Source organism: Borreliella japonica, assembly GCF_900099615.1.
Classification (GTDB): domain Bacteria; phylum Spirochaetota; class Spirochaetia; order Borreliales; family Borreliaceae; genus Borreliella; species Borreliella japonica.
Genome location: NZ_FMTE01000002.1, coordinates 34,063 through 58,559 on the forward strand (window position 1 = coordinate 34,063; position 24,497 = coordinate 58,559).

Genomic DNA, 24,497 nt, shown 5'->3' on the forward strand with positions numbered 1-24,497 from the left:
TCCAAATCAATCACTAAAAAAGCCAAATACAAAATCATTAGAGGTTATTTTGTAAATAGCAATTATGTTCTAGTGAAAATTGAAAATAAAGATCTAAAGTTCACCATATCAGAGCCTATTTACGACAAAAAGCTAAATAATTATTATTTTAAAGGACAAACAACAAGCCATTTCTTAATTTCTAACAATGTTGACATTGCGATCAACACAAGTCCATACGAAGTTAAACAAAACATATTTTTTCCAAAAGGACTATACATATATAATAAAAAAATGATTTCAAAACAAATACCCAACTATGGAGAGATTACAATAAAACAAAATAAAATTGTATTAAATCCCGTAGAAGACGAAATAAAAACCTCTGATTATGGATTTAGCGGATTTTTTGTTTTAATCAAAAACGGAAATTATAAAAAAAACTTCAAAGAAACAAAACACCCAAGAACAATAATAGGAACTGATAAAAATAACAAGTATTTATTTCTTGCTACAATAGAAGGAAGAGGGGTAAATAATAGCAAAGGGGCTTCTCTTAATGAAACTATTGATTTTGCATTAAGTTATGGCATGACTAACGCCATTAATCTAGATGGGGGGGGCTCAAGCACTCTTGTTGTAAAATCAAATAACGCTCCTCACAAATTAAACTTTACTGCAAACATTTTTGGAAAGGAAAGATCTGTACCATTTCATTTAGGAATAAAACTTCCTAATTAAAAAACTTCCAACCAATATTAAATCCAAGCATAATCTCAGTTGTTAACCCAGAAAAATTTTTATAATCAGAAAATGGAGAGATAGAAAGCACAAACAAAGGCCTAATGTATAAACCCTCAAAATCCGGAATAAAAAAATCAGCAGCAAGCCCCATGCTTAAAAAAAAGAGATTGTGGTTGTTAGAATTTAAATCAACGGCATATTTAAACCCAATCAATGGAAAAAGCATTCTAATCTGTTCTTTAAAAATCATTGGATATGTTCCATAAAGTCCAAAAGAGAAATATCTTCCATTATTAGTAGTAACAAAAGCCTCTTTGTAAGACATTTCAAAAAGTACATAATTTGCATCAAAAAATAAATTAAAATTAATTCCATGATCTGACCTAGTAAAATTTGGAGCAAATTTAGTGGAACTTGTTTTATCAGTATAATTGGTAAATTGATAAGAAAAACCTCCGCCAAAAGAAAGTGGATAAGAAACAATTAAATTATTAGAAGAGATGAGAAATAAAATAAAAAAAAGATATTTCTTCATTAACAATCCTTAAAAATTCTAAAAAATACTATATTATTATAGTAACATACTAAAGTAGTATATAAAAAATCAAGGAAATTATGAATACAAAAATATTATATTTATTATCCTTAATTCTTTTAACTTGCAATAAAAATAATAAAACTCCTCTCATTCAAAAATTGAACTTGCCCAAAAGCAGCATTCTTGGGTTTAGCAATAAAGTAGGTATAATAATAAAAGACTATGCTTTTCTTACCAAAAGCACTAAGAAAAATAACGAATTAGATTATGATTACGCAATTCTACTTAGAAAAAATGAAGTTGTAAAAATTGAAAAAATACTAGAAAAAACAGAACGCTATGGAATTGAAGGAAATTGGATCCTAGTCAATTACAAGGGAACTAAAAGCTACATCTTTAGCAAAGACATAAACATAGTTAACAATCTAATAATTGAACATTCTAAATAACCTTGCTACACAACCGGAAAAAAGTCCGATCAATGCAACAAATTACTTATTTTTTTTCTTATGTCTATTTTTCCTTCTTTTTTTCTTCCTTTTATGAGTAGAAATTTTTTTTAATTTTCTTTTTCTTCCGCAAGGCACTCCTTAAATCTCCTTATCAACTTTAAAAATTAAATTCAAAATGTCATTTAAATCATCCTCTGGATGAAGCCATAAAACATCAGAAATCTTAGCAAAAAAAGTCATTTGTCTTTTTGCATACAAAACCGAATTTTTGTTTATCAAATTTATTATATCATTTAAACCATAACAAGGTCTACTTTTCCATAATAAAAACTCATTATAGCCTATCCCTTTAAAAGCTGGAGTATTTTCATTGTAACCCTTACTAAACAAACCTTTAATCTCAGAGAGTAATCCACTATTGAGCATTTCATTAATTCTTATTGATATTCTAGTTTTCAAATCTTCAAAAGATCTTTTAAGACCTATAATCATAATATTTTTAAATTCCTTATTTTGTTTTTTTTGAAATTGACTAATAGGAATTCCTGTTTGATAGTAAACCTCAAGGGACCTTTTAATACGATAAATATCATTCTTATTTAACATATTAAATCTGATAGGATCTACGTTTTTCAATTCTTTCAAAAGATAGGATTTGCCTTTAAGGTCTAAAAGATTGTTCACATAAATTCTTATTTTAGAAGTAACCATGGGTGTTAAAGGAAATCCATCCTTTAAATGCTTAAAATAAAAAGCAGTACCTCCTACAAATATAGGAATTTTTTTTTTCTGTCTTATTTCTTTTACTATTCTCAAAGCTTGCTCGTAAAAAATTCCAAGATTGTATTCTTCCTCTGGATCTAAAAAATCTACTAAATGATGCTTTATATGTTTCATCAAATTTTTACTTGGTTTTGAAGAAGCTACATTGAACTCTTTGTATACTTGAATAGAGTCAACATTAATAATTTCTGCTTTATTTCTTGGAAAATGAAACAAAATATTGCTTTTGCCTACAGCGGTAGGACCAAAAATAAAAACTATCCTATCTTCCTTCAATTGAATAGCTAAATTTACCACTCAAAACGTCATTAAAAGCTTGTCCTAATATTTTATCATCAAACATAGCATGCTCTGCTAAAGAAATATTGTCTATGATTTGCTCTGTGCGAATTATAGTAGCAGCAACAAGTTCATAAAAATTTCCATCAAAGTCTTGTATTTTTTTTAAAGGCACTTTAGTCATTTAATCTCCTTACAAGCTAAACATATTAAAATATGAAATCGGTTTAGCTAATTTTTTAAGTTTCTTTTATCAATTTCATCTCTAATTAATTTAAAAACTTCATTTGAATTAATATTTGTAACATCAATCACTAAATCGGTTTCCGAAGAATAATCATCAATATCTATATTGTAAATATCTAAATATCTTTTTTTATCATTTTCATCTCTATTGAAAGTACTATTCAAAACATCAGAATACATGCCCCCTTCTCTAGTCATTATTCTCTCGGCCCTAACTTCCATTTTAGCATAAAGATATATTTTTAAATCAGCACTCTTAGAAATCCAAATAGCAAGACGAGAAGCAAGCACTGTATTATTTTTTTCAGAAAGTACGGTCAATCTCTTATCAAGATACCTATCCCAATAATAATCATCTCTTCCTATTACCTCTTTCTCATAAAACTCCGAAAAAGGAATATTATGCTCCCTTGCAATATCATGAAAAGTGTAATTAATAAACTCAAGACCGTAATGTTTTGCAATCATACTACTTACAGTAGTATTGCCACAACCACTCTTACCAGAAAGTGCTATTTTCATTCAACATTCCTTATTTGCTCTTTTATTTTTTCTAAATTTAACTTCATATTCAAAATCAAATTTTTAATATCAAGATCAACAGCCTTATTACTCATAGTTGTTATCTCTCTATGCATTTCTTGAGAAATAAATTCAAGAACTTTGCCACATATCTCATATTCAAGATTTTTATAAAAAGTTTCTATATGAGAATCTAAACGTATGATCTCTTCATTAATGTCTAGACGAATTGCCATTTTAGCCGCCTCTTCTGCAATACTTATATCTCTAAACTCATCCATTAATTTAGAGATATTTTCTTTAATGCTTGCAAATAATCTGACATTTATATCATTACAAGCCTCCTTAACGATTTTAAGATCTTGCTCTATTAGCACAAGGGTTGACACTATGTCCGATTTAGTATTTTCTCCTTCAAAACTTCTCCCATTATTGTAATGAAATAAAGTTTCCTCTAAAACACCCTTAAACAACCCATAAATCTCTTCTTGATGCTCACTATCCTCATCTATTATCAAAGCTCCTTTTAATGATAAAAAATCGCCTAAACTTAGTTCGTTCTTAATATTAAGATCAGTATGTGACAAAGAATTTCTAAGCTTAGAAATAGCCTCAATATAATTAGGATTAACTGTAAAATTCATACGGGGAACCAATTCTTTATATCCTACATTTAAAAAAACATTGCCTCTGCTAATATATTTTGAAATCAAATTTCTTATATCAAGATCATAACCAGAAAAAATTTCTGGTAACCTAAGTTTAAATTCTAAAAATTTTCCATTATAAGATTTCAAATTAACACTAAACATATAGTTACCAATTATCTTTTCCAAATAAAAAAATCCCGTCATACTTTTCACTATGATACCCTTACAGAAAATCGTGTAAAATAAAATTATTTCCAGCGCCCATTGTAATAAACAAATCTCCTGATATTAATAAATTTTTTATAAATTTAACAGAATCTTTGATATTTTTAAAAAAATAAGTGTTTCTATTTATTTTTTTAATATCTAAAAACAATTTAACAGAAAGTTCATCTGAATTAAAATTCTCCCTATTAGAAAGATATATATTGTGCAAAATTAGTACATCAGCAACACTCAGAACTTCAACAAAATCATCAAAAAATTCTTTTGTTCTCGTGAAAGTATGGGGCATAAAATTCAAAATTATACGCTTGTTTTTATAAAAATTTTTAATGCCAAAAAGCGTATCTCTAATTTCCCTGGGATGGTGAGCATAATCGTCCATGTAAATCACTCCCTTTTCTTCTTTAATAACTTCAGCTCTTCTTTTTATACCACTATAATTTTTTGCAACTCTCTTAACTGCTTCTTCAAAATCAAAAATTGATTTTCCATTACTTTCTAAAAAAAGATTTAAAGCTAAAAGCGATGCCGAAAAATTTAATACATTATGAAATAAAACGGTCTTAAGTTCAATATTGTACAAGCCTAAAAAAGAAAAACAAAAATATTCATTCTTAACTGCAATACTACTTATTTGAAAATCTGAATCTGATAAATCTCTAGATCCAAAACTAAAAATATTTATATCTTTTCTGTTGATTTTCCTTTTAATTTTAAGCAAATTATTATCATCGGAATTGATTATCAATATTCCATTTTCCTTCAAATTATTGATATATTGTAAAAAAGCGTCTTCAAGAACCTCATAATTTTTAAAAAAATCAACATGCTCATAGTCAACATTGGTTAAAATGAGCATATTAGGACTAAAATGCAAAAAATGTTTTTTATACTCACAAGTCTCAACAATAAAAATGTTGCTAATACCAGATATTGAAGAATTATCTCCAAAATCTTTAACACTTGACCCCACAATAACATTGGGATTTAATCCTAATTTATTAAAAAGAATACCTAAAAACGCGGTAGTGGTGGTTTTACCGTGAGAACCTGCAATTCCAATGCTATAGTACTTTTTAGAAAGCTCGCCAAGAACCTCAGGATAAGATAAAATAGGTATATTTAATTCTTTTGCTTCAAGCAAAATTTGTAAATTATTCTTATCATAAGCTGAAGAATATACTATTAAATCAAAAGACCTATTAAGGTCTTTTAATGAAAACTCATAAATATTTTCGTAATAAGATATTTTATTACGACTTAAAACCTCGTCAGTATGAAATTTATCAGGAACATCTACCCCTTCTACATAATACCCTTTTAAATTTAAAAAACAAGCCAGAGAACAAACTCCACTTCCCTTTATTCCTACAAAAAAAATATTATTCAAACTGTCAAAATCAACTTTCATAGCTCTCTTCTAAATAATCTTTTTTGTCATAAAATTTATGTATAACTATGTCAATAGATAATATATTAATTATTGTATACTTAAGTACGTTCGTAATAATATAAGTTCTAAGCATTTCTGTATTATTAAGCAGGTTATTTCCAAGAGGGATATTTAAAAAAAGCTTAAAAAGGTAATTAGTTCCATCTTTTTTTATTTTAAGATCACAAACAATATAACTTCTATCATACTCAGAAACACAATGTTCAATAATTTGCCTTACGGCTCTCTTAGAAATAGATAAAACCCCTTCTTCATAAAAATGGGGCCTTACAACAGATCTAATATAATTTTTCTTCTTAGTAAAAAACCATCCACTTTTAAAAAAAACTTTAATTGGGTTTAATAGCAAATTAGGTCTAACAGACGTTATTTCAAAAGCAGCTGCTGGTACAACATGCTCCCCCATTTGCCTTGAAATCTTTGCTTTTTCTATCTCTTGCCTAGTTGAAACATCTGTTATGTAAATAACCTTAAAAACATTCGGCAACAAAAGCCTTGAAATTATTTTATCTATCATTTTAAGGCTTGTTCCTAATATTAATATTTTATTAAATTCTTCTCTTCCGAGAACTTCAAGCATTTCAGTGCAATGAGCATCATCTTCAAATACAGATCGCTTTACTGCTCTAAAAACATTATCTTCAAACTTAGCAGAACTTCCAGCAATAATTTTCATGCTTTTGATTAACACACCATCATCAATTATTAACGGTATTGAATATTTATCTGCTACCAAATGCGATCTAAAGCTTTTACCAGTTCCAGCAGATCCCACCAATGCATACACTTTAACTCTAACAAATTTATGCTTAATACTAGTTGCAAAGTTCCTGACCTTGCTTAACATTTTTTTTAAAAAAAAATTACTTGAAAAATTCTGAAAATTCATAAACATCAAAAATATCTTTTACTTGCTTTAAAAATTCTAAACTAGGCTTAGCATAAAATTCATTCTTTTTAAAGAATGTTTCATTAAATTTTACCAAAAAAGAGTGTAAAAAGTAATCACTTTTCTTGAATTTATCATAATATTTTTTGTCATTAATTAAAGGATGATTGTTAAACGAACATTGAGACCTTATTTGGTGAGTAAAACCCGTTTCAATAATAACTTCAGCAAGAGTAGCTTTCTTGCAAGACAATATTGGATTAACCTTTGTAATTGCATTAATATACTCTTTATCTTCTAAAACAAAAGTTTTTCTCAGTCTTTTATTTCTAAATAAATGATTTTTATAAACAACAGTTGACTTAACTTCGCCCATAAGTATTGCAAAATATTTTTTAGTTATAGAACCACTGCTAAATGCTTCACTTAGCTTTCTTGCAGTATTTATATTTTTCGCAAAAATAATAATACCAGAGGTATTTCTGTCAAGCCTGTGAACTGCTGAAGGCTTGAAGCTTAGAGATCTTAAATTTTCCCTTAAAAGATAAGCATTCACTAAAAAATCAAGAGAGTTTCTGCCTCCATGAACCAAAATACCTCTTTGCTTATCCACAACAAGTAAATCATCGTCCTCATAAATTATTCTTTTTTGAATACATTGAAAATCAATATTGCTTTTATAAAATTCATCCATAGTTAAGTTCAAACTTTGAGCTAAAGATTTATACAAATAAATTTTATCACCTTTACAAACTCTACATGAAAAATGTGGTTTTAGACCATTAAGCCTAATATCACCCTTTCTAATATGTTTTATTATCCTGAATTTAGGCAAATTCAAAATTTTAATTAAAATTGAATCTAATCGCTTACCATTATCGTTAGCAAGAATTTCTAAAAAAATATACTTATCCAAACGCAAGAAATAATTATCCTAATAAACTTTGCTATATTTTTTACAAAAAAAATTAGCCATTAAAAATGTAAATATAGAAACAAAAAATGATGGAAAAACGGGATGAAAAAACCAAATATTCAAATCAAAACATAAAATACACAAATAAAACATCAAACCTAAAAACATAGAAACAAATGCCGCTATTTTGCTTGCAAAATTTAAATAAAGTCCAAAAACAATAATGGGAAAAAATGAAACTTCTAAAGCTCCAAAAGCAAAAATATTAATAAAGAATAAAAAATTGGGAGGAAAGAGAGAAAATACAAGTATTATTAAAATAAAAAAAACATTAGAAATCATTATTATTCTACGAACCTTTACATCTTCTTTTAAATCTTTTTTATAAATAAATATTGACTTTATTAAAACAGATGTTATTAAGAGCAAATTTGAATCTATTGTAGACATTATTGCAGATAAAAGACCCATAAAAAAAATAAAACAAGAAAAAGAATTTAAAACCTTTAAAGCTACATTTAAAACAACTTTATCATCTGGATTTAAATCTGGAAAAAGAATAATAGCAAAAAAGCCTATTAAATGCATCAAAATAATTAAAAAACTGATAATAAAAGTAGAAATGGGAAGAGACAATTTTATAGCCTTCTCATCTTTGAATGCTATAAAATTATTGATAATCTGAGGCTGACCTAATATTCCTATTCCTATTAATATCCAAAAAGAAATTATATATTGTGGTTTTAAGTCAACATTTGAAGGAAGCAAAAGACTTTTATCTAAATTAAACATTGCTGTTTTAAACAAATTATTGATGCCTCCTCCCAAATCTAACATCTTGGCAAACAAAATAACAGATGAAACTAACATTAAAAGCCCTTGAATCAAATCCATATAAGCTACTGCCTTAAATCCACCAAAAAATACATAAATAAAAACTAATAAGGCAAAAAGCAAAAGACCAACTACATAATCAATACCCCAAAAAACTTCTATAAGCTTAGCACCACCTATTAATTGGGCAGAAATCAAAAACATTGAAAAAAAAATTAATACACATCCACTAATTAACGCCAAAAAATCGCTTTCATATCTATATCTAATGTAATCAATAATATTTATTGCATTAATTTTTTTTGATTCTTGATTTAATCTCTCACCAACAATAATAAAAGCAATTAAAGTTGTAGGAATTTGTATAGTAGCTAATAATATAAAAGATAATCCATACTTATAAACAGCAGAGGGACCAGAAATAAAACTACTAGCACTAATATAGCTAGAAGAAAATAGCAAAGCCATAACAATAAAATTAATATTTCGATTTGCAAGAAAGTATTTATTTAATAACAAAAAACTACCTCTATTTCTTTTTTTACAAACAATTTAAAAATAAAAAAATATTAATAATGTATCAAGTTTTACTAATTACTAAAATAAAAAAACAAACCAAAAAAAAATTTATACTGGGAAACAAAATTCCTGACCAAAAAAACCACAAAGGAACATTAAATATAGTAGCTGATGTGTCGATAAAATAGGCAAAAAAAAACCACAAGAAAAACATACAAACATACAATAATACAGCGTACAAAATCCTATTTCTCATTTAAAACAACCTTAGCAAAAGGATATCAAAATTTATAAATTCAAATACAATATATATTATATAATATACATCATATAATATATATTGTATGAATCAAAATAAACACATATTAATCGGTATATCTGGGGGGATAGCCTCTTACAAGTCAGTTTACATAGTATCTAGTCTAGTTAAATCAGGATACAACGTAAAAGTTATAATGACAAAAAATGCAACTAAATTTATTACACCATTAACTCTAGAAACCATTTCTAAGAACAAAATAATTACTAATTTATGGGATTTAGACCATAATGAGGTTGAACATATAAAAATTGCAAAATGGGCTCACCTAATTCTTATCGTTCCTGCTACCTACAATACAATATCTAAAATTGCATCAGGAATTGCTGATGATGCATTAACTACAATAATATCTGCAAGCACAGCCCCTACTTATTTTGCAATAGCAATGAACAATGTAATGTATTCAAACCCTATTTTAAAAGAAAATATAAAAAAGCTTAAAACTTATCATTATAAATTCATTGAACCTGATAAAGGATTTTTGGCTTGCTCATCACATGCTGTAGGACGACTTACAAATGAAGACAAAATTATAAAAATAATATTGAATGAATTTAATCAAAAAAATTGCCTAAAAAATAAAAAAATACTAATAACAGCATCTAGAACTGAAGAATCCATAGATCCAATTCGCTATTTTTCAAATAAATCGACGGGAAAAATGGGATTTTGTTTGGCACAAGAGGCTATTAAACTGGGGGCTCAAGTTACAATTATTACAGGACCAACAAATGAAAATGAACCTGAAGGAGTCAATATTATAAAAATAAAAACCGCAATGGAAATGTACAATGAAGTTCTAAAAATATATAATAAATTTGAAATAATAATTGGGGCTGCTGCTGTTGCCGATTTTAAGCCCAAACACATTTTCAATAGTAAAATTAAAAAGAACAAAACCAATAGATTGTATATAAAATTAGTAAAAAATCCTGACATAATCCAACACATAGGGCACAATAAGCTTAAAAACCAAATTGTTATTGGATTTTGCGCTGAGAATTCTAAAAATTTAATTCAAAAAGCCAAGGAAAAATTAAAAAAGAAAAATTTAGACTTCATAATTGCAAATGAAATTAAATATTTTGGTTCAAGCTTAAACAAAGTTTATATAATAAATAAAGAAAGCATAAAAGAACTACCAGAAATGAAAAAATCAGAAGTAGCTAAAGAAATTTTAAAAATTTTGTACTAATACCGTTTCAACGGTTTATTAACAATCAATAGTTTTTTAAAAGCATTTTAATATATTCAGAATTCGTCTCACTTTTAATTTTCTTAAGTTTATCAGAAAGTGATGAAGATTTATTATAAATAGCTCCTTTTAATGCAAAATGCCTTAAATCAACATTTTTACTATCAATGATTTTAGAATAAAAATTATCAAAATTGCCCTTTTTGCCAGCCAACATTGAAGCAATACCTTTTAAAACATTTGAAGGTCTATCAACATTTTCTTTGTTAACAATTTCCAAAGCAATTGACAATGCTCTTAGAGAGTTTTTATCTAAAAGGTAACTAAACATTGAAATTTTAAAACTATTGTCAATCTTAAAATCAAACATGATATTTTTTATCTCAATATCCCCAAGATCCATGTCAATTAAAGCCATAGCAGAAGCCTCCCTAACTTTAAGAGATGGATCGCTTTTAACCTTATAAATCAAAATATCCTTTGCCGAAGAGTCCTTATGTCCTTTAATTGCATTAATAGCTTTAAATCTAATATTGTCATCGGAATCTCTTAAAAATCCTTGTAAAATCTCTTTAGACTTTAAAGAAGGATCTTTGGATAAAGAAACAATAATAGCCAATTTAACATTTAAATTATTGTTATTACTCTGAAGATACAAATCAGCATTTGTAGTTACTTTATCTGGAGCAAGATATGACAACGCCTCAATTGCAGCAGCCTTAATTGATGGACTCTCGTAACCATCTAACGAAATTTCATAAATTCTATTCTGATAATCAACAGCGGTCATTTTCCCAAGAGCAATAAGTATTTCTCTTCTAGCACCATCATTTCCAGAATATTTTTCAAAAACTTCCATCATATTTTTAGAATACTCAAGAGAATTAAGCTCTCCTAGATAATAAGCTGCAATAGATACCACATTGCCCTCTTTATTTTCAAGAATATCAATAAGCATTTTTTTCAATCTCTCTTTATCATCAAATTCCTTAAGATACAAAATTGCTAAACCAAGCAAAGCATTTGAATATCTTTTACTCTCATAATTTTCAAGAATATAATTTGCTGTATCAATACCCCCTGAATACTTAAGAGAAATAAACAATTCAAGTATTTCTTTTTTAATCTCGGCATTAAAGGTCTTATCAAGTCTTTTTTTAAGAGAAAAATTATATTGACTATCACTTGATTTTTTAAGAGCTTTTATAATGCTTGTAACTTGACTATCAAGTCCATAAAGAATTGTATCGTTAACATACTTATTATCTAAAATGACATTAGAAAAATTCTCACCATTAGAAGAATTTTCTCTATCAATCTTATTTTCCGTAATTTCAGGCAACAAAGGTGAACTAGGAAGAACTGGGGGGCTAACATTTTGAGCATACACATTTAAAATAAGCATAAAAAATAAAAAATTAAAGTATTTCATAAAGCATCCCTCCTAATAAAACTAAAAAGTTTATTTATTCCTAAAACAAAATAGCAAATAAACAAAATAAAAATACTAACAATTCCTGCCAAAATTAAAAAATAAAGATTTTTAAAACTAAAACCTACATCCCAATGAAACTTCTCAAAAAAGAAATAAACTATATATAAGGGAACAAGTGTAATAATTGACTTTAGAAAAACAAATAAAATTTCAATTAAGTCAATTTTAACTCCACTTTTTAATATTATAAAATAAAAAACAATTACACAAATCATAAAAGAAATAGATTGAGCTAGAGCTAAAGCATTCAAGCCATAATAATTAATACCAAAAACAGAAAGTACAATGTCAAGAATAGAAAATAAAACACTCAAATAAAATGGTGTTTTTGCATCACGAATAGAAAAATAATATTTTTGGAAAAAACTAAACATCGAATAAAAAAGCAAGCCTAAAAGAAAACATTTCAAAACGCCCGCTGTTTTTTGAGTATCATAAATAGAAAACTTGCCCCCCATAAGAAATAAATTTAAAATATAATCAGACCAAATAAACATCAAAAAAGACACCGGAATAAAAATTAACAATAAAATTTTAATTCCATCTACTAAAAGAGTATTTAATTTTACATTATTATTTGAAACAGCGTACTCTGCCATTTTAGGAAAAATTACCGTTGCAATAGAAATATAAAAAATTCCTACAGGAAGCTGATAATAAACTACAGCATTACTAAAAATAGAAACACTTCCTATCTCAAGGGTAGATGCTAATGCAAATGAAATCTGCTGAGTAACGATTGAAATAGAAAATCCAAAAATCATACGAACCCATCTACTTAAAAAATTTAAAAATACCTTTTCTTTGAAATAGAATGTTGGCTTCCAAACAAATCCAATCATAAGGCAATTTACAAATGGAATCAGAAATTGTAAAAACCCTCCAAAAATTACGCCAATAACAGCACTATATATTCCAAAACGATCATACAATAAAAATATACTCAATATTATTCCAAAAGAAAACATAATAGGTGAAAATGAAGGAATAAAAAAAATTTTATATGAATTTAGAACAGATATAAAAATTGATGCTAGACTTATTAGAAAAATATATAATACTAAATAACCAAATAAAGAACTTGCAAAAATTAAGTTTTCTCCCCTATAATAAGATAAAAAATACATAATAGGCTTTGCAAAAATAATCATAACTAAAACAATCAGACCAATAGAAATGACATTAAAGGTTATAACTACTCTGAAAAAAGAAACAGCTTTTTCGTGCGATTTGTTTTTCTCATATGTAAATTCGGGCAAGAAAGCCGAAGTCATTGCGCCCTCTGAAAGAATTTTCCGCAAATTATTAGGAATATTGAAAACATAGTTAAAAATATCAGCATCAAGATTTGCGCCAAAATAATAAGAGAAAATCTTTACCTTTGCAAACCCCATTATTCGTGAAAAAAAAGTGGAAATCATGACCAAAATTGTAGAAAAAACATATTTATTCATCGAAATTTTCCTCTTCATACTTTTTTAAATATGAAGTCCTAAAGTTTAAAAAATTATCATTTAGAATTGCGTTTCTAATCTTTGAAATCAATCGAAACATATAGTAAATATTATGTTCACTTGCCAAAATTATTCCAAAAAGCTCTTTTGATTTTATCAAATGTCTTAGATATCCTCTTGAATATCTCGTACACAAAGTACATCCGCAATTTTTCTCTACTTGAGAAGTATCATCCTTATACTCTTTTCTACCAATACGCATTATTCCATTATCTGTCAAAAGAGACCCGTGCCTAGCAATCCTTGCAGGATTAACACAATCAAAAATATCAATGCCGTAGTATATAGCATCAAGTATGTAATGGGGAGTACCAATGCCCATTACATATCTTGGTTTTTCTTTTGGTATCAAAAAAGAACTATATTCAAGAATTTCCAAATATTTTTCTCTCGGTTCTCCAACAGAAATGCCTCCAATAGCAATACCTGGACTGTCTAATTCTAATATATCATTGATGCTTCTTTTCCTCAAATCTTTAAAAAAATTTCCTTGGGTTATTAAAAATAAAAGCCCATTGTATCCCTCTTTTTTATTTTTATAAGACTTAAATGTACTGCGAGCCCAATTGGTTGTAATATTTGTATATAAATTGGCTTCATTATAATCAATCCCATAAGAACTACAAATATCAAGTGGCATAATAATATCGCTGCCAAAAATCTCTTGCATAGCAAATACTCCCTCGGGAGTAAAATAATGATAAGATCCATCTAAATGGGATTTAAAATGCACACCTTTTAAATCAATTTTTCTTAGACCGGAAAGAGAAAACACCTGAAATCCACCCGAATCAGTTAAAAAATTTTTATTCCAAGTTGTAAAATTATGAAGACCACCATATTTTTCAATAGTTTTAATGCCTGGCCTTAAATATAGATGATAAGTATTTGCAAGCATCAAATTGCATTCTAACTTTTCAAGAACAGCATGTTTTAATCCTTTCATTGCCCCCAAAGTACCAACTGGCATAAAACAGGGAGTATCCACTCTGCCATGAGGAAGATTCAGAAATCCAACCCTTGCATTAGAATGTTTGTCATTCTTAATTACACTAAACATATAAACATCCTAAATAATTATTATATCTATACATATATATACTATTTCCTAACAATCCTATAAACAAAAAAATTGATAATCAAAAAAAATATAGTTGTAAAAGAACTTGCAATATATATATGCAAATAACCAAGATCCGCTAAAAAATTAAAAATTACAATAGAAATGACATAAACAACAGCAAAAGCAATGCTATTTAATAAACTGAGTATAAAAATATTTTTTTTTAGAGCAAGAGCAATAAAACCAACAGTAAAGCTGAGAAGAATTAATCTAAATGAAAAGAATACTCTATTTAGCAAATCAAACAATGCATCAGAATAATTCAAATGTTCGCTTTTTAGAAAACTTATCCAATTAATAAGTTTAGTAAAATTCAATGCCTTTGATGACAGCATCACAGTTCTTATGTAATCGGGCTCTAGCTTAATAATTTCTGTCCCATCAAGAACATCGTAGGCATTCTCCTTAATTTTTCTACCAACCTTAACAAACTCTCTAACACCATAAAGCTTCCATTTATTGTCTTTCCATTCGGCTTTATTTATATCATACCTTGCTTGAAACTCATCTTTATTATCTTTAATTATAATCATTAAGTTAGAAAAAGTATTCTCATCAATATCATAAGATTTAATATTATAAATTTCTCTAGCAAGATCTCTAATTATTATAGTTTTATCGCTAGATCCGCCATTACCAATGCTATTTTTAATAAGAACATCTCTTCTTGCTACTGTATCTATTACTAAATAATTATCAAAAAAGAAAAGAACAACCGAAATAAATACGCTAATCAAAATGATTGGTCTTAATATTCTAGTCAGTGAAACCCCACAACTAAAAAGACCTATTATTTCATTTCTCATAGAGAAATTACCAATAAGATTAGAAATAGCAAAAAGAAAAGACAAAGCTACTCCATCAGAGAAAGCTTTTGGCAAATACAAATAATAAATATAAAGAATATCCTTAAAACCAATATTTTTTTCAAGATAATTGAGAAGATTAACAAATAAATCACCTAGCATAATTAAAATCATGAAAAGTAGATTCATGGACAAAAAAGTGAGAATGATACTTTTTACAAAAAGCTTATCTATTTTCATTTTTTTAATAATCTCAAAAAAAGAACTGCTCCTGCAAAAACTAAAATCAAATTGGGCAAAATTGTAACAATAATAGGATTTGGTGCATACTGCACAGTATAAACTTTTCCACCAATAAACATTACCCAATAAAAAACACAAACAATAATTGAAATTACAAGCTCAAGAATAATAGAATATTTACTATTAGAATACATCCCCATTGAAAAAGCCAAAAAAATAAAAAATAAAACTGAAAGCGGTAAACTAATCTTTTGATAAAATTCAAGATTAAATAAAGCTAAATTTTGATTCATGCTTTTATCTTGATAAGGTTTAAAACTTAAATTTAAGTTATACATATAATTTAAATTTTCAAAGACATAAGATTCATCCACATAATAATTTTGATTGTACAAATAATTTAAATAAAGATTTGAAAAATTTAAACTTAAAAAGTCCCCTTCTAAATTATTTTTTATATTTGAATCTGCAATTAAATTGTTTTGCTTTTTAATTAATTTTACAACATCTCTCATACTCATTTGAGAAGGGGTTACATAATTTAGTAAAAAACTATCACTAAATGTAACCTGATCGATTGAATATTTCATCTTATCTGCATAAAAGTAATCATAAAATCCATCCTCACTGTCTGTTAAAGCAATAGATAGAACATCATTTAAAATGAAATAAACTTGAAAATTTTCTTTTCTAATATCAAGATTTTTTGCTATAAATATTCTATCAAATCCCTTAAGCCTAGTGTTATCAAAAAAAGTTACATTTTTATAACCATTTTCCGATTTCTCACCAGAAACAAAAATCAAATCTCCATATTGTCTGCTTGAATAAGGCTTTAATACCAAATGAGGAATTTCTTCTTTTATTTCATTAAAAATTTTTAACCTACCAATAGATCCAAGTGGAAGCAAAATATCATTAGATATAAAAGATATAAAAACGATAATTACTCCCAATTTAAAAAATGGAACAAGCAAGTCAAAAACTGATATACCAATTGAACGAAAAGCTAAAATTTCATTATGAATCTTGAATTTATGAATAGTAAGAATTACTGAAATCAAAGAAGCAAAAGGGGGGGAAAGCGCAATTACCATGGGAAGAGAATATATGATAAAAATAAAAGCTTTAAAAAAGGGAACATAATTTTGGAGAAGTATTCTCATAAAGAATAAAATTTGATTTATAAAAAATACAAAAAAGAAAAATAAAAACGTAATTAAAAAATATTTAAAAAATTCAGCAATTATGTAAGACTCATAACTGTTTTTTAATATTTTCATCTATAAAAACCAAACCGTTATTAAGAGTACCCAGTATGACATAATTTTCAAATCTAGAAACTTTTATTAAATTCAAATTAAGAAGCCCATTATTAGGCCCAAAATAATCCCAGTTATCATTTTCAGAATCATAAATCAATAACCCGTGATCAAAAGTTGCAAACAATAACTTTTTATCTTTAATATCCATATCCATAAAATAATTAACATCAATATTATTGGCAATAACATGCTTTTTATAACTATTTTTATTTAAATTTAATTCGAAAAGACCACCGCCATACGTTCCAATAAAATAACTATCTTTATATCCTTTTATAAAATTAATATTTTTTTCATTATCATTCTTGCTAAAAAAATCTAAATGTTCGATATTTTTCAAATTATCAACATTAATACTGTAAATAGCCTTATCAACTGTTCCAACTAATAATAAATTCTTTAAGCTATCAAAGCACATTGAAGAAATTTTATTAGATCCAAGAGGTACATTTTTCCAATTTTTTAAATCATAAAACCATAACCCAGAATTTAAAGTACCAACAAATATTCCATTTTTAACAGCAAGCAAAACTTGTATATTGCTAAAATCAGCATTATCAGGAACATTTATTTGCTTCAAATCTCCATCAACATCGTCTATATAATAAACAACATTTTTTCCCCCAATATAAATTGTTCCATTATAATCAGCAAAACCCCTAATGCCATTTAAAAAAATGCTTTTTTTATCTTTAAGATAGACTCTATAATCATTTTTTTTAATACTATATCTTAAAAGCCCACCTAATATATTAGTTACAAATATATTCTCATTAAAGACAAATATATCAAAAACACTATTGTCAAGAAATCCTAAAGACTCTAAGTTTAAATGACTTACGCCAAGTTTATTACTTAAAAAAGCATAAATCTCTTTGTCATAACCTGAGACAGAAAATTCATTAATCTCTTTAAACGCAGAAATTGCATCTGATTTTTCTTTAGCAAGATATTTCAATTCAGCTGATCTTAAACTAGCATGAGAATATTTATAATCTTTTAAAAAGAGATCAAAATTATATTCAGAAAGATCGTAAAAACCATTCTCATAATTTATATATCCAAAAAACAAATTAACCTTGGCTAACAATTCCCTGTCATGCCGATTCTCATCAGATACTATTTTATTTAAATAATAGTTCGTCAAACCAATATCTTTTTTAGCATAACTTTCTCTAGCTTTTTTAAAATAAAAATTATTTTCTTTTAAAAAAGCATCACTAAGAAAAAAAGATTCATTATCTTTTAACCCTATCAAATAATCTCTTTTAAATTTATCTTCATTAACAACATTATTATCACCAACAATAACTATTTCTTTTTTCTTCCTTACAAGATCACTAACATGAGAATTTTGAATAGATTTATTTGCAGTAAGACAAGAACAAAACAAAACAAAACATATAAGACGACCTTTAAATAAATTATTAAAAACAAATTTCATATTATTTTAATAATCTTTATCTCTAACAATTTCAAGATCAATTTTTCCAAATTTGTCTATATCAATTATTCTAACTTTAATTCGCTGACCTTCTTCTAATTTTGGAGGTCGAACTAACCCTACATTACCTCTTACATTATCTCCACCACCACTAAATCTGGAATATCTATTATTACCATTCCCAAATCTTCCAGAGCCATACTTATTGTCTCTAGATTTCAAGCGAGTACTTAAAAATCCTTCTTTTGTAGGAGTAAGCTCAATAAAAGCCCCAAAGCTATTAATCTTTTTAACGATTCCTTCATAAATTTCACCTACCTTTGGTTCTCTTACAATACTCTCTATTTTTTCTTTGGCCTTTTGCATCTTAACATCATCATCACCGAAAAGAATAATTTTTCCATTTTGCTCAATTTGAACCTTAACCTCAAATTCATCTGTTATGGCCTTAACAGTTTTTCCAGTAGACCCTATTACAAGAGATATCTTGTCAATATCAATTTGCAGCTGAACAATTTTGGGAGCATACTTAGATATACCAATTCTTGAATCCGAGATTACAGTATTCATAATAGACAATATATGCATCCTGCCCATTCTTGCCTGCTCAAGAGCATCTCTCATTAAACATTTAGTAACATTTTCAATCTTAATATCCATTTGGAATCCAGTAATTCCATTTTTTGTACCAGCCACTTTAAAGTCCATATCACCTAAATGATCCTCTTCTCCAAGAATATCACTTAAAACTACATATCTATCCCCTTCGCTAATAAGTCCCATAGCTATTCCTGCAACTTGCCTTTTAACAGGAACCCCTGCAGACATTAAAGACATGCTTCCAGCGCAAACAGTAGCCATTGAAGAAGAGCCGTTGGATTCCAAAATCTCAGAAACTACTCTAATAGTATACGGAAAATCATTTTTTCCAGGAATCATCGATTCTAAAGCTCTTTGAGCTAAATGACCATGACCAATCTCACGCCTACCAGTCATAAGCCTACCAGTCTCACCAACTGAAAATGGAGGAAAATTGTAATGAAGCATAAAATTAAGACGTTTATCACCATCAATATCATCCATTATTTGCTCATCAATGCTTGTGCCAAGAGTAGTTACTGCCAAAGCCTGTGTCTCTCCTCTTGTAAAAAGTGCAGATCCATGAGTTCTACTTAAAATATCAATTTCTGCAATAATATCTCTTATCTCATTAGGAGCTCGACCATCTGTTCTAAGCCTATCGTTAAGAATAGAATTTCTAACAATCTCCTTCTCAAAATCATCAAAAGCTTTATAAAAAAGAGACTCATTGCTATCCGTCAATTTCTCAAGAGAAGAAAAATGCTCATAAGATTTATTTCGCAGCAAAGTTATAGCTTTATCTCTATTGAGCTTTCCCTTAACAAAACAGGCTTCTTTAAGCTCAGTATAAATAAAATCTCTAAGCTCCTCTTTAAACTCAAATATTTTTTCTTCAAAAGCTAAAGGAAGCTTTTCTTTCTTGCCTACAATATCTAAAAATTCTTTTTGAGCATTGCAAATTTGCTTAATATATTCATGCGCACCGTCTATTGCTGAAAGCAAAACATCTTCACTAACCTCATTAGCACCACCTTCCACCATTGTAATTCCATTTAAACTTCCTGCAACAACAATATCAAGATCAGAATCATGAATCTCTTCAAATGAGGGGTTTACTATAAACTCACCATTTAAATAAACCATTCTAACAGCTGCAATGGGGCCATTAAACGGAATATCTGATAAAAAAACTGCCGCGAAAGCAGCATTCATTCCAACAATATCGGGGGGATTGAGCTGATCTGTAGCTAAAGTTGTAGGAACTACTTGAATTTCTCTACCAAATCTTTTATCAAAAAGAGGTCTCATTGGCCTATCTATTAACCTAGAAACAAGAATTTCTTTATCCTTTGGCTTCCCTTCTCTTTTGATAAATCCTCCTGGAATCTTACCAGCTGCATAATATTTCTCATTATATTCAACAGAAAGCGGAACAAAATCCAAATCTTCTCTCACATTACCTGAACAACAAACAGTCGCAAGCACTGAAGATCCTCCATAAGTTGCAAGAACCGAACCGTTGGCCTGCTTAGCCATAAATCCCGTCTCAAACACCAACTCGTCTCTGCCTATTTTCAACTTTAATATTTTCCTCAAAATTCAACCTCTTTTTATTTTCTAAGACCAAGTTTAGATATCAATGTCCTATAAGCTTCTAAATCTTTTTTCTGGTAATACCGCAATAAACTTCGCCTTTGACCTACCAACTTTAACAAGCCCCTTTTTGAACTATAGTCTTTTTTATTTACCTTTAAATGTTCAGTTAAATACTTTATTCTACTTGTAATAAGTGCAACCTGAACCTCAACAGAACCAGTATCACTTTCATTTTTACCAAATTCAGAAACTATTTTTTGCTTTTGCTTTTTATCTATCATAAAGCAACTCCTATACCATTATAGTAAAGCCCTAAAAAACCTCTTACTATAATTTAAGCTAACTACTATGATAGATTATAATATTTTTTCTTAAAAATCACAAAAACAATTTAACCTTTTTGGGTTATTTTTAATAACAAATTATTAAACCGTTTGAAAAAATAAATACAAAATTAAAATATAATAACATATTTATATTTATTCAAACCTATTCCTTCAATAACCGCTAATATTTTCCCTTCTCTGGATTTTAAAATTTTAAATTCATTAGCATTGATTTGAATTTCAACATAAGTCCCATTTTTAACAAGACTTATCTTGCTAGAATCAATATAAACCTCTTCAAAACTTTTTAAAGATTCTAAACTAATCAAGGAAGCTTTACTCAAATTTTTACATAATATGGAATCTTCTAATCTAAACATACCTATTTTAGTTCTTTTTAAATTGTTAACATACGCGCAAGAATTCAAAGAATAAGCCAAATCTCTTGCAATACTCCTAATATAAGTACCTTTTGAACAACTAATTTTCAAACTAAGCAAAGAAGAGCTAAAGTCATAGCTTAATCTCTGAATATCATAAACATTTACTCTTCGTTTTTTAATTTCAAAAAACTTTCCATTCAAAGCAAGTTTATAAGCCCTGCTACCATCAATATGAACAGAAGAAAATCTAGGAGGACTTTGATAAATCTCTCCCACAAATTCTTTAAGCTTTAAATCTATATCCTCTAATTTAGGAATATAATCTGTTTTATCAACTATTCTTCCATTTGGATCAAGAGTATCTGTTTCTAATCCAAATCTAAATTCTGCTACATACTCTTTATCCAAAGAAATAAAATATCTTGCAAGCTTTGTGTACTTTCCTACAAGAGCAATCAAAACTCCACTTGCAAATTTGTCAAGTGTACCAGTATGCCCAACATGATTTGTATTAAAATATTTTTTTATAGGAAAAAGAGTTTCAAAAGAAGTTTTGCCTTGTTCTTTATTAATCAAAAGGAATCCATTTTCCAAATTTAATTCTCTCTTGTGGCATTCAATCCTTCAATTATCTTATTAACATAAAACGATTTGGAAAGAGAATCATCCTTAACAAATAATAATTTAGGAGTATTTCTAACTTTAATTCGCTTAATAATTTGACTTTGAATAAATCCCTTAGCATTATTTAAAGCTTTAACTGCATTGTCCAAAGAAGCACCTTCTTTGATCGAACCCATAAACACTTTAGCATTTACTAAATCTTTTGAAAATTCTACTTTAACAACGGTTAAAAACGAATGAATTCTGGGATCTTTAATTCCCCTACTCACTATTAAATTGCCAATTTCTTGAGCAATAAAACTCTCGAGTTTAAATTTTTTTATATTCTTATACATAAACACATATAAATAAAGCAATACTAAGTTTTAAAAGATTTTTTTACCTTTTTTACCTCAAATGCTTCGATTATATCTCCTTCTTTAATATTAGCATAGTTATCAATCATAACACCACACTCATATTGCTCAGCAACTTCCTTAACATCATCTTTAAATCTCTTTAAAGATGAAATTTTACCAGAATGAATCTGTAAACCATCTCTCATCACATTAGTAATCGCATCTCGTTTTATTAGCCCACGAGAAACATAGCAACCAGCTATTACCCCAACTTTAGGAACATTAATTACAGCCCGCACTTCAGCAAACCCAATAAACTGCTGCTCAACATCTGGTTCAAGCATCCCTTCAAGAACTGCCTTAACATCGCTTATAGCATCATAAATAACATTATACTTTCTAATCTCAACTTTTTCATGATCTGCTAGCATCTGAGCTTTTACAGTAGGTCTTACATGAAATCCAATAACAATAGCATCGCTTGCTGAAGCAAAGCTAATATCTGTTTCAGTTATTACACCTGCTGATGAATGCACAACTCTTACCCTAACCTCATTGTTTGTTAATTTTTCAAGAGAATTCTTTAAAGCTTCAACTGAACCTTGAACATCAGCTTTTAAAATTATTTTAAGCTCTTTAAGTGCTCCTTCTTTGATTGAATCATAAAGATTTAACATGGTAACTTTCTTTACATTTTTAGAAGATTCATATTTTTTAAGATCCTGTCTTTTAGAACTGATCAATTTTGCTTCTTTTTCAGTTTTAGTGACTTGAAAGGGATCTCCAGCCTGAGGCATTGAAGAAAATCCTAAAACACTAATAGCTTTAGCAGGTCCAACACTATTCATAGAAACACCCTTCTCACTAATCAATGCCTTAACTTTACCATAGCACGCTCCACCTACAAAAGAATCTCCTACGTAAAGGGTTCCATCCTCAATAATAACAGAACAAACTATTCCGCGCCCCAAATCAATCTTGGCATCAAGCACTTTTCCAATAGCTCTTTTAGATGGATTTGCCTTTAATAACATCACATCAGACTGCAAAAGAATCATATCAAGAAGTTCAGAAATTCCTATATTTTTAAGAGCAGAAATCAATACAAAAATAGTATCTCCCCCCCAATCCTCAGGCACCAAGTTGTATTCTGAAAGTTGATGTTTAATCTTATCAGGATTTGAATCTGGCAAATCAATCTTATTTATAGCAACAATAATAGGAACATTTGCTTCTTTTGCATGATTAATAGCCTCAATAGTTTGGGGCATAACGCCATCAATTGCTGACACAACAAGAACAACAATATCTGTAACTTGAGCTCCGCGACTTCTCATCATAGTAAAAGCTTCATGACCAGGAGTGTCTAAAAATGTTATTTCTCGGCCATTATAAACAATAGTATAAGCTCCAATATGCTGAGTAATACCACCGGACTCTGTTTGATTTATATCTATGTTTTGAAGCACAGAAAGCAACTTGGTTTTACCATGATCAACATGACCCATTATTGTAATAACAGGTGGCTTTTCAATTCTTTTGCTTTGATCCTCTACTTCTTCTTCTATAACCGTTTCATCATAAATAGAAACGACATTAACTTTTGAACCATATTCTTCAACTAAAATAGTTGCCGTATCAGAATCTATCTTTTCATTAATAGTCACCATTACGCCCAAAGCCATTAATTTAGCAATCAAATCAGAGGATTTTAAATTCATCTTTCTTGCAAGATCGGCAACAGTAATGCTACCCATAATGTCAATTGATTTTGGAATAGGGTTAGCTAAATTTTCTCTTTTCTTTTTTTGAAGTTGTTCGAAAACCTTTTGCTCAATTGTTTTGCTCTCAGTTTCTGCTTTTTTTCTCTTGTAGCTTTTTTGACTTTCTTGTTGCTGTTTTTTCTTCTCACCAAGCTTACGATTTAACTCTTTGCTATTCTCAGAATCTGCTGAAGGAGTGCTGCTAGCAATAGGAGAAACTTTGGTTTTTATAACTCTTCTAAAAGACACAGAAGGGGTATATTTATTTTGAGAATTATTTTTGGCAATATATGTTTTCCTTGTAGAACCTTGATATTGAGAGGCCAAACCGTCTCTGTTTTGTGTATATCCACCAGGTCTACTGTCTCTGTTTTGTGTATATCCACCAG

The 24,497-nt window shown here is 28.2% G+C and carries 24 protein-coding genes; 3 read left to right on the forward strand and 21 right to left on the reverse strand.

The genetic code is table 11. From position 1 onward, the window contains the following. Positions 1-72 precede the first annotated feature (72 nt). Positions 73-720 (forward strand): phosphodiester glycosidase family protein, encoded by a 648-nt coding sequence (locus BLO14_RS00105; RefSeq protein ID WP_091972259.1) that lies wholly within the window; start codon positions 73-75, stop codon positions 718-720. On the opposite strand, the gene BLO14_RS00110 is transcribed toward BLO14_RS00105, so the two are convergent. Next, positions 713-1,258 (reverse strand): hypothetical protein, encoded by a 546-nt coding sequence (locus tag BLO14_RS00110; protein WP_091971500.1) that lies wholly within the window; start codon positions 1,256-1,258, stop codon positions 713-715. The two genes, BLO14_RS00105 and BLO14_RS00110, sit on opposite strands and share 8 nt — an antisense overlap. Positions 1,259-1,338: 80 nt before the next feature. Here BLO14_RS00110 and BLO14_RS00115 point away from each other — a divergent pair, with 80 nt between their 5' ends. Beyond that, a complete protein-coding gene (locus tag BLO14_RS00115; RefSeq protein WP_091971503.1) occupies positions 1,339-1,710 on the forward strand; it encodes a hypothetical protein in 372 nt (123 codons plus the stop codon). 141 nt (positions 1,711-1,851) lie between these two features. Here BLO14_RS00115 and miaA read toward each other — a convergent pair whose 3' ends face one another. From miaA to BLO14_RS00160, 9 genes are read right to left on the reverse strand one after another with little or no spacing between them, the layout of a single operon-like run. Beyond that, entirely contained in the window at positions 1,852-2,772 is a 921-nt protein-coding gene (gene miaA, locus BLO14_RS00120) for a tRNA (adenosine(37)-N6)-dimethylallyltransferase MiaA (RefSeq protein WP_091972261.1), read from the reverse strand. Then, positions 2,759-2,959 carry a DNA-directed RNA polymerase subunit omega gene (locus BLO14_RS00125; protein WP_091971507.1) on the reverse strand — a complete coding sequence of 67 codons (201 nt, stop codon included), beginning with the start codon at positions 2,957-2,959 and terminating at the stop codon, positions 2,759-2,761. The genes miaA and BLO14_RS00125 overlap by 14 nt, the downstream gene beginning before the upstream one ends. 47 nt (positions 2,960-3,006) lie before the next feature. Then, entirely contained in the window at positions 3,007-3,543 is a 537-nt protein-coding gene (cmk, locus tag BLO14_RS00130; RefSeq protein ID WP_091971510.1) for a (d)CMP kinase, read from the reverse strand. After that, positions 3,540-4,406: a YicC/YloC family endoribonuclease gene (locus tag BLO14_RS00135; RefSeq protein ID WP_091971512.1), complete on the reverse strand. Its 867-nt coding sequence runs from the start codon at positions 4,404-4,406 to the stop codon at positions 3,540-3,542. The genes cmk and BLO14_RS00135 overlap by 4 nt, the downstream gene beginning before the upstream one ends. A gap of 10 nt (positions 4,407-4,416) precedes the next feature. Further along, complete coding sequence (murC, locus tag BLO14_RS00140; RefSeq protein ID WP_091971516.1) at positions 4,417-5,829, reverse strand: UDP-N-acetylmuramate--L-alanine ligase; 1,413 nt, start codon at positions 5,827-5,829, stop codon at positions 4,417-4,419. Then, positions 5,819-6,766, reverse strand: a complete 948-nt coding sequence (locus BLO14_RS00145; RefSeq protein ID WP_091971519.1) for a hypothetical protein — start codon at positions 6,764-6,766, stop codon at positions 5,819-5,821. The genes murC and BLO14_RS00145 overlap by 11 nt, the downstream gene beginning before the upstream one ends. Further along, a complete protein-coding gene (locus tag BLO14_RS00150) occupies positions 6,735-7,682 on the reverse strand; it encodes an RluA family pseudouridine synthase (protein ID WP_091971522.1) in 948 nt (315 codons plus the stop codon). Before BLO14_RS00150 ends, BLO14_RS00145 begins: the two co-directional genes overlap by 32 nt. Before the next feature lie 12 nt (positions 7,683-7,694). After that, on the reverse strand, positions 7,695-9,062 hold the full coding sequence (gene panF / locus BLO14_RS00155; protein ID WP_091971525.1) for a sodium/pantothenate symporter: 1,368 nt from the start codon (positions 9,060-9,062) through the stop codon (positions 7,695-7,697). Positions 9,063-9,090: 28 nt separating this feature from the next. Continuing rightward, positions 9,091-9,285: a DUF997 family protein gene (locus BLO14_RS00160; protein WP_143280318.1), complete on the reverse strand. Its 195-nt coding sequence runs from the start codon at positions 9,283-9,285 to the stop codon at positions 9,091-9,093. Positions 9,286-9,373: 88 nt separating this feature from the next. Between BLO14_RS00160 and coaBC the strand changes: the two genes are divergently transcribed. Then, complete coding sequence (gene coaBC / locus BLO14_RS00165) at positions 9,374-10,546, forward strand: bifunctional phosphopantothenoylcysteine decarboxylase/phosphopantothenate--cysteine ligase CoaBC (RefSeq protein ID WP_091971528.1); 1,173 nt, start codon at positions 9,374-9,376, stop codon at positions 10,544-10,546. 25 nt (positions 10,547-10,571) lie between these two features. Here the strand turns inward: coaBC and BLO14_RS00170 are convergent, their stop codons facing one another. The 11 genes from BLO14_RS00170 to infB form a co-directional block, all read right to left on the reverse strand. Beyond that, entirely contained in the window at positions 10,572-11,978 is a 1,407-nt protein-coding gene (locus BLO14_RS00170) for a HEAT repeat domain-containing protein (protein WP_091971531.1), read from the reverse strand. Continuing rightward, the gene (murJ, locus tag BLO14_RS00175) at positions 11,975-13,495 is read right to left on the reverse strand and encodes a murein biosynthesis integral membrane protein MurJ (RefSeq protein ID WP_091971534.1); all 1,521 of its coding nucleotides are present in this window, start codon (positions 13,493-13,495) and stop codon (positions 11,975-11,977) included. Before murJ ends, BLO14_RS00170 begins: the two co-directional genes overlap by 4 nt. Next, the gene (tgt, locus tag BLO14_RS00180; RefSeq protein WP_091971537.1) at positions 13,488-14,615 is read right to left on the reverse strand and encodes a tRNA guanosine(34) transglycosylase Tgt; all 1,128 of its coding nucleotides are present in this window, start codon (positions 14,613-14,615) and stop codon (positions 13,488-13,490) included. Before tgt ends, murJ begins: the two co-directional genes overlap by 8 nt. A gap of 41 nt (positions 14,616-14,656) precedes the next feature. Continuing rightward, positions 14,657-15,724 carry an LptF/LptG family permease gene (locus BLO14_RS00185; RefSeq protein ID WP_091971540.1) on the reverse strand — a complete coding sequence of 356 codons (1,068 nt, stop codon included), beginning with the start codon at positions 15,722-15,724 and terminating at the stop codon, positions 14,657-14,659. Then, positions 15,721-17,010, reverse strand: a complete 1,290-nt coding sequence (locus BLO14_RS00190) for an LptF/LptG family permease (RefSeq protein ID WP_091971543.1) — start codon at positions 17,008-17,010, stop codon at positions 15,721-15,723. Before BLO14_RS00190 ends, BLO14_RS00185 begins: the two co-directional genes overlap by 4 nt. Then, positions 16,985-18,496, reverse strand: coding sequence for a ligand-binding sensor domain-containing protein (locus BLO14_RS00195; RefSeq protein WP_091971545.1), 1,512 nt, complete (start codon positions 18,494-18,496; stop codon positions 16,985-16,987). Before BLO14_RS00195 ends, BLO14_RS00190 begins: the two co-directional genes overlap by 26 nt. Before the next feature lie 6 nt (positions 18,497-18,502). Further along, positions 18,503-20,674 carry a polyribonucleotide nucleotidyltransferase gene (pnp, locus tag BLO14_RS00200; RefSeq protein WP_200780473.1) on the reverse strand — a complete coding sequence of 724 codons (2,172 nt, stop codon included), beginning with the start codon at positions 20,672-20,674 and terminating at the stop codon, positions 18,503-18,505. 14 nt (positions 20,675-20,688) lie between these two features. Further along, positions 20,689-20,955: a 30S ribosomal protein S15 gene (gene rpsO / locus BLO14_RS00205; RefSeq protein WP_091971547.1), complete on the reverse strand. Its 267-nt coding sequence runs from the start codon at positions 20,953-20,955 to the stop codon at positions 20,689-20,691. Positions 20,956-21,128: 173 nt separating this feature from the next. After that, a complete protein-coding gene (truB, locus tag BLO14_RS00210) occupies positions 21,129-21,977 on the reverse strand; it encodes a tRNA pseudouridine(55) synthase TruB (protein ID WP_091971549.1) in 849 nt (282 codons plus the stop codon). Between the two features lie 2 nt (positions 21,978-21,979). Further along, positions 21,980-22,342, reverse strand: coding sequence for a 30S ribosome-binding factor RbfA (gene rbfA, locus BLO14_RS00215; RefSeq protein WP_091972264.1), 363 nt, complete (start codon positions 22,340-22,342; stop codon positions 21,980-21,982). Positions 22,343-22,365: 23 nt separating this feature from the next. Further along, the coding region (infB, locus tag BLO14_RS00220) for a translation initiation factor IF-2 (protein ID WP_091971551.1) at positions 22,366-24,497 on the reverse strand (2,132 nt) is incomplete at its 5' end.

Excerpts from the sequence above, each read along its gene's own strand:
- BLO14_RS00160 (WP_143280318.1), bottom strand. The coding sequence starts at position 9,285 with ATGAGAAATAGGATTTTGTACGCTGTATTATTGTATGTTTGTATGTTT.
- rbfA (WP_091972264.1), bottom strand. The coding sequence starts at position 22,342 with ATGTATAAGAATATAAAAAAATTTAAACTCGAGAGTTTTATTGCTCAA.
- murC (WP_091971516.1), bottom strand. The coding sequence starts at position 5,829 with ATGAAAGTTGATTTTGACAGTTTGAATAATATTTTTTTTGTAGGAATA.
- cmk (WP_091971510.1), bottom strand. The coding sequence starts at position 3,543 with ATGAAAATAGCACTTTCTGGTAAGAGTGGTTGTGGCAATACTACTGTA.
- BLO14_RS00110 (WP_091971500.1), bottom strand. The coding sequence starts at position 1,258 with ATGAAGAAATATCTTTTTTTTATTTTATTTCTCATCTCTTCTAATAAT.
- BLO14_RS00170 (WP_091971531.1), bottom strand. The coding sequence starts at position 11,978 with ATGAAATACTTTAATTTTTTATTTTTTATGCTTATTTTAAATGTGTAT.
- murJ (WP_091971534.1), bottom strand. The coding sequence starts at position 13,495 with ATGAATAAATATGTTTTTTCTACAATTTTGGTCATGATTTCCACTTTT.
- BLO14_RS00195 (WP_091971545.1), bottom strand. The coding sequence starts at position 18,496 with ATGAAATTTGTTTTTAATAATTTATTTAAAGGTCGTCTTATATGTTTT.
- BLO14_RS00145 (WP_091971519.1), bottom strand. The coding sequence starts at position 6,766 with ATGTTTATGAATTTTCAGAATTTTTCAAGTAATTTTTTTTTAAAAAAA.
- rpsO (WP_091971547.1), bottom strand. The coding sequence starts at position 20,955 with ATGATAGATAAAAAGCAAAAGCAAAAAATAGTTTCTGAATTTGGTAAA.
- BLO14_RS00125 (WP_091971507.1), bottom strand. The coding sequence starts at position 2,959 with ATGACTAAAGTGCCTTTAAAAAAAATACAAGACTTTGATGGAAATTTT.
- BLO14_RS00115 (WP_091971503.1), top strand. The coding sequence starts at position 1,339 with ATGAATACAAAAATATTATATTTATTATCCTTAATTCTTTTAACTTGC.
- tgt (WP_091971537.1), bottom strand. The coding sequence starts at position 14,615 with ATGTTTAGTGTAATTAAGAATGACAAACATTCTAATGCAAGGGTTGGA.
- BLO14_RS00185 (WP_091971540.1), bottom strand. The coding sequence starts at position 15,724 with ATGAAAATAGATAAGCTTTTTGTAAAAAGTATCATTCTCACTTTTTTG.
- coaBC (WP_091971528.1), top strand. The coding sequence starts at position 9,374 with ATGAATCAAAATAAACACATATTAATCGGTATATCTGGGGGGATAGCC.
- BLO14_RS00190 (WP_091971543.1), bottom strand. The coding sequence starts at position 17,010 with ATGAAAATATTAAAAAACAGTTATGAGTCTTACATAATTGCTGAATTT.